Annotated in this window: 4 protein-coding genes and 1 pseudogene; all 5 read left to right on the forward strand. The window is 62.8% G+C overall.

Annotation, left to right across the window (positions count from 1 at the left end):
• Positions 1-2,337, forward strand: a pseudogene (locus EN749_RS25320) (translocation/assembly module TamB domain-containing protein); the annotation flags it as partial.
• Positions 2,338-2,603: 266 nt separating this feature from the next.
• Positions 2,604-4,256, forward strand: a complete 1,653-nt coding sequence (locus EN749_RS25325) for an ABC transporter substrate-binding protein (protein WP_127397586.1) — start codon at positions 2,604-2,606, stop codon at positions 4,254-4,256.
• A 222-nt stretch (positions 4,257-4,478) separates the two neighbouring features.
• Positions 4,479-5,513: an ABC transporter permease gene (locus EN749_RS25330; protein ID WP_127397585.1), complete on the forward strand. Its 1,035-nt coding sequence runs from the start codon at positions 4,479-4,481 to the stop codon at positions 5,511-5,513.
• 12 nt (positions 5,514-5,525) lie between these two features.
• On the forward strand, positions 5,526-6,683 hold the full coding sequence (locus EN749_RS25335) for an ABC transporter permease (RefSeq protein ID WP_027035013.1): 1,158 nt from the start codon (positions 5,526-5,528) through the stop codon (positions 6,681-6,683).
• Positions 6,684-6,748: 65 nt separating this feature from the next.
• A partial coding sequence (locus EN749_RS25340) for an ABC transporter ATP-binding protein (RefSeq protein WP_145990999.1) occupies positions 6,749-7,793 on the forward strand: 1,045 nt, incomplete at its 3' end.

Consider the following 7,793-nt stretch of genomic DNA (forward strand, 5'->3'; position numbering starts at 1 on the left):
TCTCGTGGCTGCGCGAGAGATCACCGGGTTGAAGCTGACCGCCACCGGCAAGGCCGATGCCGCCAGCCCGGCGGCCAACGTGCGCCTGACCGGCAATGTCGCCGGCCAGGCGCTGCAAGGCAGCGCGGTGCTGGCGACGGCGGACGGCAGGAGCGCCATCAACGGCCTGCTGCTGTCGCTCGGCGAGAACAGGATTTCAGGCGATCTGGCACTGGACGAGAAGTTCGTGCCGGTCGGCATCATTGCGCTCGACCTGCCCGATATCGGCCCGCTGGCGGCACTTGCCCTGGAAAAGGCCGAAGGCGACGTGCGCGGCACGATCGCCTTTTCGAAGAACGGCACCGCGCCGCAGGTCGCCATCAAGGCGGCGACAGCGTCGATCACGCGCGGCGACCTGCAGGCGAAAGCCGTCTCGATCGATGCGCTGGTCGCCAACTATCTGGCGGCGCCCGTGATCTCCGGAAAGATCCGCGCCGACACCGTCATTTCGGGCGGTACCGTGATCAGCGGCATCGATGTCGATTTGAAGCGCGACGGCGACTGGACCGGTTTCTCCGGCGGCGCAACCGTCAAGGGCATTCCGGCACAGGCCGCCGGCCGCGTGAAAGTGGCCAACGGCACGACGACCATCGAGCTTGCCTCCGGCCAGGCGACCGTCCAGGGCATCAAGGCGGCCATTGCCCAGGCCTCGACCGTCAGCATCGCCAATGGCACGACGACGCTGGACCGGCTGGTGCTCAACCTTGGCGGTGGCACGGCGACGGTGACCGGCAAGGTCGGCACGGCGCTCGACATCAATGCGACGCTGGCGCGGGTGCCGATGTCGCTCGCCAACAGTTTTTCGCCGGGCCTCGACGCCGCCGGCTTGATTTCGGGCACGGTCAAGGTGACGGGCGCGCCGGCAAATCCCGCCATTGCCTTCAATCTCGACGCAGCGGGCGTGCAGACCTCGCAGACCCGCGGTGCCGGTGTCGGTGCGGTCAGTGTCTCCTCGTCGGGCACCTTCGGCGCCAACAAACTGACCTTCAATGCCAATGTCGGCGATGGCGCCGGCCTTGGCCTGAAGGGCGGCGGCAGCGTGACGACGGCCGGCACGCCGGCACTGGTGCTCGACTTCAATGGCGTCGTGCCGTTCGGCCTGCTCAGCCAGAAGCTTGCCGCGCAGGGCCTGTCGCTGTCCGGAACCGCCAATGTCAACGTGCAGGTGCGCGGTCCCGCGACATCGCCCGTCATCGGCGGCAGCGTCAGCACCTCGGGTGCGCGCCTTGTCGATGCGCGCTCCGGCCTCGCCGTCAACGATCTCGCCGCCGATGTCTCGATTGCCGGCGGCGTCGCCAGGATCAACCGGTTGACCGGAACGCTGTCGACGCGCGGCAGCCGGTCGACGGCCGCTATACGGACGGAAGGGTGGTGACCGCCAATCTCGGCGGCGACCTTACGATCAAGGGACCGCTGACCTCCGCACCGGTCATTGCCGGCACCGTCAACCTCGCCAAGACGGTGATCACCGTTCCGGACAAATTGCCGGGCTCGCTGGCGGCGCTCGACGTCAAGCACAAGAACGCGCCAGGTGCGGTAAAGGCGCAGGACAAGGCGCTGCGGCCGCCGACGACCAGCGGCAAGGGCGGCGGTAGCGGCCTTGCACTCGATGTCACGGTCAACGCGCCGAACCAGATCTTCATCCAGGGCAGGGGCGTCGATGCCGAACTTGGCGGCTCGCTGAAGCTGACCGGCCCGGCCTCGTCGCCGCAAGCGGTCGGCACCTTCACCCTGCAGCGCGGACGGCTGTCGATTCTCGGCAAGCGGCTGACCTTCACCGAAGGCACGGTCGGATTTTCCGGCTCGCTGGTGCCCTATCTCAATTTGACGGCGACCACGACGACGACCGGCGCCACCGTCACCATCGTGGTGTCGGGCGAGGCGACCAATCCGAAGTTCACCTTCTCCTCGGTGCCGGCGCTGCCCGAGGACGAGGTGCTGGCGCAATTGATCTTCGGCCGCTCGATGTCGAATCTGTCGCCGCTGCAGATCGCCCAGTTGGCCGAGGCCGCCGGGCAACTGGCCGGCGTCGGCGGCTCGACGTCGCTGCTCGAAAACCTGCGCAGCGCCATTGGTGTCGACGACCTCGACGTCACCACCGACGACCAGGGCGGCACGGCGGTTTCGGCGGGCAAATACCTCAACGACCGCACCTATGTCACGATCCAGAAAGGCGACAAGCCGGGCTCGGGCAAGGCTACGATCGACCTCAATGTCGGGCGCGGCGTCAAGCTGCGCGGCGAGGCCAACGATGCCGGCGAAGCCAAGGGCGGCATCTTCTACGAGAAGGAATACTGATAGTTCGGCAGGACTTTTGGCCTCATGATGGATCGATTCTGGCGCTGTCCGGGCTGGAGTAAATGTCTCAGTTTAATCGACTACCGAGATTCCAGAAGAATCCGTCGGACAGTAGCAAATTTGCGCCAAGACTGTCGTTATCACGCGAACCGCTCCCCTTTCAAAGTTGCACATTCCCTAACATGTTCTCAATCCACGCCGTCTTTGACATCATGGCCTGGATGCGGAATGTTAAAAGGCGGAAAGCCAACAATGGGAGTTAAGTCATGACAATTTATAAGAGTAATGGCGATCGCGTTCCGGATCACATCCTGGCCATGGCCGAAGAAGCCAAGGCAGGCAAGGTGGATCGCCGCGAATTCTTGGCCATGGCCAGCGTCTTCGGTGCATCGACGGCAATGGCTTACGGCTTGCTCGGCCTCGCCGATCCGACGCCGGCGAAGGCCGAAGAGGTAAAGGGCAAGAAGGGCGGCACGCTGAAGATCGCCCAGTGGATCAAGGATCCCAAGGACCCGCGCAAGGCCGACTGGTCGGAAATCGCCAATGCCGAGCGCCAGGCGCTCGAGCCGTTGGTCAAGTACACGTCCGAATACACGTTCCGCCCTTATCTGCTGGAAAGCTGGGACGTCAACGACGATGCCACGCAGTACACGCTGCATGTGCGCAAGGGCGTCACCTGGTCGAATGGCGATGCCTTCACCGCCGCCGACGTCGTCTTCAACCTGAAGCGTTGGGCCGACAAGAAAGCCGAAGGCAATTCCATGCCAGGCCGTCTTGGCTCGCTGGTCAAGGACGACAAGCTCGACGAAAGCGCCGTGACCATGCCGGACGACCACACGGTCGTGCTGAAGCTCACCAAGCCAGACATCGCGCTGATTCCGAACATGTGCGACTATCCCGGCCTCATCGTCCACAAGACCTTCGATGAGAAGGGCGGCGACTTCAAGGCCTGCCCGATCGGCACCGGTCCGTTCGAACTCGTCTCCTACGATGTCGGTCAGAAGGTGGTCTACAAGCGCCGCACCGACGACAAGTGGTGGGATGGCGAAGTGTTCCTCGATGGCCTGGAATTCATCGACTACGGCACCGATCCGGCAGCCATGGTCAGCGCTTTCGAAGCCGGCGAAGTGCACACCAATTTCGAGACTTCGGCCGACTACGTGTCGATCCTCGACGGCATGGACCTGGTGAAGTCGGAGATCGTCACCGCGTCGACCATCGTCTGCCGCACCAACGTCAACAACAAGCCCTATGGCGACCAGAAGGTGCGCAACGCGCTGCAGCTTGCGGTCGACAACAATGTCGTCCTGCAGCTCGGCTACGGCAATGCCGGCTCGGTCGCCGAAAACCACCATGTCTGCTCGATCCATCCGGAATATTACGAGCTGCCCAAGGTTGCCCGTGATCCGGCCAAGGCAAAGGCGCTGATGGCGGAAGCCGGCCAGGCCGACTTCGAACACGAGCTGATCACTGTCGACGAAGACTGGCACAAGAATACCGGCGATGCGATCGCCGCCCAGATGCGCGACGCCGGCATCAAGGTGAAGCGCACCGTTCTGCCGGGTTCGACGTTCTGGAACGACTGGACGAAGTATCCGCTGTCGATGACCAACTGGAACATGCGCCCGCTCGGCGTCCAGGTTCTGGCCATCGCCTATCGCACCGGCGAGGCCTGGAACGAGGCCGGCTGGTCGAATCCGGACTGGGATGCCAAGCTCAATGCGGCGCTCGCCGTTGCCGACGCCGCCAAGCGCAAAGAAATGATGAAGGACATCGAGCAGATCCTGCAGGATTCCGGCATCATGATCCAGCCGTACTGGCGCAAGCTCTACAGCCACTCGGTCAAGGTGGTGCAGAACTACAAGATGCACCCGACCTTCGAGCGCGACTACGGCAAGGTCTGGCTCGAGCAGGCTTGATCGCATCGACATGGGGGAAGGGGCTCGCTCCCTTCCCTTGCTCTTTGCATCGTCCCTGCTGGTCCGTACTTTCTCAAAAAAGTTGCGACTCGCGGGCAAGGCCATGCAACAAAAACAGGGTTGATCGCATCCGAAGGCCTGTTTGACAGCCAGCCCCGCCGGTTACGGCAGGGTTGGCTTTCATAGCCGGCTCAAACCCCAACCCATCGGCAGGGGGCCGCCATGCTTTCCTTCGTTATCAGGCGTCTTGGCACCATGGCATTGACGATGCTGTGCCTGACCATGGTCGTCTTCTTCCTGATCAACCTCGAACCCAATCTGAAGAAGCTGGCGATCAGCCAGACCGAAATGCATACGTCGGCCGAGCAGCTCGAGAGCTGGCTGGTCAACCATGGCTACCGGCAGAACTTCTTCGTCCGCTATGGGCAGTGGCTGGGTGTGGTGCCCAAGCAACCTGTTACAGACCCGGCGACCGGCAAGCCGGCGCAGCGTTTCTCCTTCTGCAACGATCCGCTCGTGCCGACCTTCGCCGGCGTTTTCCAGGGCGATTTCGGCTGCTCGACCAAGTTCAAGGCGACCGTCGCCTCAAAGCTGTTTCCGGCACTCGGCGCTACCGGCATCCTGATGTTCTGGGTGCTGGTGGTGATGGTGCCGATCTCGCTGCTGATCGGCATTCTGGCCGGCATGCGCGAGGGGTCGCGAACCGACCGGTTGCTGTCCGTGGCGTCGATCGCCTCGACGGCGACGCCTGAATATGTGTCGGGCGTCATCTTCACCGTCATCTTCGCCTCATGGCTCGGCTGGCTAAACGGCTCGGCGGCTTCGGCCAGCCAGGGCATCACCTTCTACAATTTCACTTTGCCGGTGATGACGCTGGCGATCTACGGCATCGGCTACATCGCCCGCATGACGCGTGCTTCGATGGTCGAAGTGATGACGCAGCAATATATCCGCACTGCCAGGCTGAAGGGTCTTTCCTTCGGCAGCGTCGTGGTCAAACATGCCTTGCGCAACGCGCTGATCGCACCGTTCACCGTCATCATGCTGCAATTCCCGTGGCTGCTCACCGGCGTCGTGATCGTCGAGGTGATGTTCCGTTACCAGGGCTTCGGCTACACGCTGGTCGAGGCGGCCGGCAACAACGACATCGACCTTTTGCTCGGCTGCTCGCTGGTCTCGGTGTTCATCGTCTTGATCACGCAGCTCATTTCCGATGTCGGCTACGCGTTTCTCAATCCGCGTATCAGAGTTCAGTAGGGGGCGAAGCGGATGCCGGTTCAATACATCAGTGGCTTCACCATTGTTCTCGAAGTGCTGTCGCGCTTCTGGCCGGTCTGGATCGCGCTCGTCATCGTCATGGGTGCGAGCTTCGCCTACAAGAAGAAGCTGGCGCTCTACGGCCAGCTGTTCGACAGCGGCGTCGGCATCGTCGGCGTCGGCATCTGCCTGTTCTGGCTGTTCACGGCGATCTTCGCCGCGACCATTTCTCCCTTCGACCCGCTGGCCCAGATTCCCATCATGAAGGATGTGCTGCCGGGCGCCGTCGAACCGAAATCGGGGCTGACCTATCTGTTCGGCGGCGACAAGCTGGCGCGCGACGTGTTTTCGCGCATGGTCTATGGCAGCCAGATCGTGTTGATCATCGCGCCTGCGGCAACCGGCTTCGCGCTGATGGTCGGCATCACGCTCGGCCTGCCGGCCGGCTATTATGGCGGCAAGATCGACACCGTACTGTCGTTCCTGGCCAACCTCGTGCTCGCCTTCCCGGTCATCCTGCTGTTCTACCTTTTGGTGACGCCGGGCATCATGGACACGCCGATCCCCTATGGCATGGCCGGCGTCTTCTTCCTGTTCCCGATCATCTTTTTCAGCGTGCTGTTCTGGACCCGCTACAAGAACCGGCCCGACCGACTCTACATCCTGCTCGGCATCACCCTGATCCTCGGCGGCTGGATCTATGCCGGCCTGGTCTTCGACGCCGATCCGCTGAAGATCGTGCATATCGATCCCAACCAGCTCAACATCTTCGTGGCAGTGGTGTTCGCCTCCAGCCCCGGCGTGTTCCGCATCGTGCGTGGCCTGGTGATGGACATCAAGACGCGTGACTATGTGGCGGCCGCGCAGACGCGCGGTGAATCACCCTGGTACATCATGTTGTGGGAGATCCTGCCCAATGCGCGCGGGCCACTGATCGTCGACGCCTGCCTGCGCATCGGCTACACCACCATCCTGCTCGGCACGCTCGGCTATTTCGGCCTTGGCCTGGCACCGGAAAGTCCGGACTGGGGCACCGCGATCAAGGACGCCAGCCGCCTGCTGCGCTCCTTCATCCACCCGGCGTTACCGCCGACGATCGCACTGATGTCGTTCGTGCTGGGCTTGAACCTGCTCGCCGACTCGCTGCGCGAACAATCGATGAAAGACTGATCTCGGGTTTCGACCCGATGCGCCTGAGAGAAACAGGCCTAGAAGAACCAGGATTGGAGCGACCCATGAACGAGGCAGTTCGAAATCCCGCCACGCCAACCAATGGGCCGGCCAACGCGCCGATCATCGAGATCGAGAACCTGTCGATCTCCTTCTTCACCCGCAAGGGCGAGATTCCGGCGGTCATGGATTTTTCCTGCACCGTCATGCCGGGCGAGGCGATGGGCATCGTCGGCGAATCCGGCTGCGGCAAGTCGACCGTGTCGCTCGGCATCATGCGCGACCTCTCCAACATCGGGAAGATCGTCGGCGGCAAGATCAAGTTCCAGGGCAAGGACATGGGCGAGCTCTCCGACGAGGAGTTGCGCTCCATTCGCGGCAACAAGATCGCGATGATCTACCAGGAGCCGATGGCCAGCCTGAATCCGGCGATGAAAGTCGGGCAGCAGTTGATGGAAGTGCCGCTGATCCACGACAAGGTGTCGAAGGAAGAGGCCTATAAGCGCGCGATCGAAATGGTGCGCTCGGTCAAGCTGCCCGATCCCGAGCGCATGATGCGCTCCTATCCGCACCAGCTTTCGGGCGGCCAGCAGCAGCGTATCGTCATCGCCATGGCGCTGCTGTCGAAGCCGGCGCTGCTTTTGCTCGACGAACCGACGACGGCGCTCGACGTGACGGTGGAGGCCGGCATCGTCGACCTAGTCAAGGGGTTGGGCGAGAAGTTCGGCACGTCGATGATTTTCGTGTCGCACAATCTCGGCCTGATCCTCGAGACCTGCGACCGCATCACGGTGATGTATTCGGGCGAGGCGGTGGAGACCGGCAAGATCAAGGACGTGTTCGACCGGATGCGCCATCCCTATACGCAAGGGCTGTTCCGCTCGATCCCGCTGCCGGGCGCCGACAAGAACTCACGGCCGCTGATCTCGATTCCCGGCCAACTGCCGCTGCCGCACGAGCGGCCCAAGGGCTGCAATTTCGGCCCGCGCTGCCACCATTTCGTCGAGGGCGTCTGCAACGCCGCCGAAATCCCGATGATCGAGGTCGCTGGTCACGAAGGCCATTTCTCGCGCTGCGTGCGCTTCAATGAGATCGACTGGGAGGCGCTGC

This window comes from Mesorhizobium sp. M7A.F.Ca.ET.027.02.1.1, from assembly GCF_004022985.1.
In the GTDB taxonomy this organism is placed as follows: Bacteria; Pseudomonadota; Alphaproteobacteria; order Rhizobiales; family Rhizobiaceae; genus Mesorhizobium.

Excerpts from the sequence above, each read along its gene's own strand:
- EN749_RS25325 (WP_127397586.1), top strand. The coding sequence starts at position 2,604 with ATGACAATTTATAAGAGTAATGGCGATCGCGTTCCGGATCACATCCTG.
- EN749_RS25330 (WP_127397585.1), top strand. The coding sequence starts at position 4,479 with ATGCTTTCCTTCGTTATCAGGCGTCTTGGCACCATGGCATTGACGATG.
- EN749_RS25335 (WP_027035013.1), top strand. The coding sequence starts at position 5,526 with ATGCCGGTTCAATACATCAGTGGCTTCACCATTGTTCTCGAAGTGCTG.